The sequence below is a fragment of the Metasolibacillus meyeri genome (genome assembly GCF_003049505.1).
GTDB lineage: Bacteria > Bacillota > Bacilli > Bacillales_A > Planococcaceae > Metasolibacillus > Metasolibacillus meyeri.
In genome coordinates this window covers 1-1,501 of sequence record NZ_PYWN01000214.1, presented here as the reverse complement: position 1 = coordinate 1,501, position 1,501 = coordinate 1, and the positions used below count along the sequence as shown (strand labels likewise).

Annotated in this window: 2 protein-coding genes; one reads left to right on the top strand and one right to left on the bottom strand. The window is 38.0% G+C overall.

Features of this window, described 5'->3' with window-relative positions:
- The first annotated feature begins 306 nt into the window (after positions 1–306).
- Entirely contained in the window at positions 307–1,266 is a 960-nt protein-coding gene (locus tag C9J34_RS20940) for an Rpn family recombination-promoting nuclease/putative transposase (RefSeq protein WP_107842100.1), read from the top strand.
- On the opposite strand, the gene C9J34_RS22520 is transcribed toward C9J34_RS20940, so the two are convergent.
- On the bottom strand, positions 1,263–1,501 hold a 239-nt coding region (locus tag C9J34_RS22520), incomplete at its 5' end, for a hypothetical protein (RefSeq protein WP_238600747.1). The genes C9J34_RS20940 and C9J34_RS22520 overlap by 4 nt on opposite strands.

Below are 1,501 nucleotides of genomic sequence, written 5' to 3'. Positions count from 1 at the left end.
ACGTAATGATACATTTTGATTTCCTCGCTTTCTTCTTTTATTCATTATAGCATGTTGTTGTCAGGAAATAGTGTGACACAAAGCGAAACTTCATTCAATCAATTACGCCTAGGCTAACTCTCGTTCAGATTTTGCTCGTAGCAGAAGTTAACCTAAAAGCGTCACAACACGTGCCAACGGTTAACTGACCTGCATCGTGCAGATCTCCTCTTCAAAATCTGTGAAACCCGCTGAATCATGATAAAACTTTTGTGCTCAAATCGCTCCTTATGATATAGTTAAATCAATAAACTAGAGGTGATTGTGATGAATCGAAAGGTACTGAAACGTCTTCCTTTACACAAATTAATGGATTTGAAAGTGGACTATGCTTTTAAACAAATGTTTGGTAGTGAAAAGAATAAAGAAATTACCATTGTGTTTTTAAACGCTATTTTACAGCGGACAGGTCGTGATACAGTGCAAGAAGTCTTCTTTGTCAACCAAGAAGTGGGGGGCGAATATCAAGAGGATAAGCAATCTCGACTAGATATTGTTGTTAAAACACAAAAAGGTGAATGGATTAATGTAGAGATGCAGTTATCGAATCAAGATGATATGCTCAAGCGTACACTGTATTACTGGTCACGCTTATATACAGCACAGCTTCAAAAAGGAAAGGGCTATCGAACATTGCTCCCAACCATTACCATTAATATTTGCAATTTTACCATTTTTGAAGAACAAACGTATTATCATAGTACCTATCATTTGTATGAGGATACAACTTTGAAGCGCTTACAATCACAGGACGATATATTAGAAGTCCATTTTATTGAGATGAATAAATTTCTAAAAGCATGGCATCAAGAGCAATTAAATCCTTTTGATGATATTTTGGCAAGATGGCTATTGTTGCTTGGCATGGTAGATGCGCGTAAGGAGCAAGTGTATCAAGATATTTATCAAGAACTGGAGGTGCTAGCAATGAAAGATGAAACATTGTTGGAGGCATTCAATGTGTGGGAAAGCCTAAGCCAAACACCAGATACAATCATTGCGTATCAATCACGCTTAAAGGCAATTTTGGATGAAGAGGCCCGATTAGATGATGTACGTGAAAAAAGCCTTCAAGAAGGAATTGAACAGGGAATTGAGCAGGGGATTGAACAAGGTGTCCTCAAAGTAGCGAAGGAGCTCATCTCGTTAAATTTAGATGTAGAAACAATCAAGCGTGCAACAGGGTTGTCTGAGCAAGCAATTGAAGGGTTGCGGGAGAAATATTAACTTCTTTCAGCAATGTTTTTTGCACCGAAAGCAAATATTTTCTGTGCGAAAGCGAAGCGACAGGTACAAAAGTCTCCCAGCTCTATAGGTGGTGAGATGAATGCACCCGCTGAGAAATGTATAAAGAGCTGTATGGAAAGTAAGGGACTCATATGCCACTTTCCATACAGCTCTATTTTATTTAAAATCCTAATTTCCCAAACAATGCTTTTCTTGCATCTAATTCCACTTTGTG

What these genes read in the sequence shown, in the direction of transcription:
- C9J34_RS20940 (WP_107842100.1), top strand. Translation starts at nt 307, where the DNA reads ATGAATCGAAAGGTACTGAAACGTCTTCCTTTACACAAATTAATGGAT.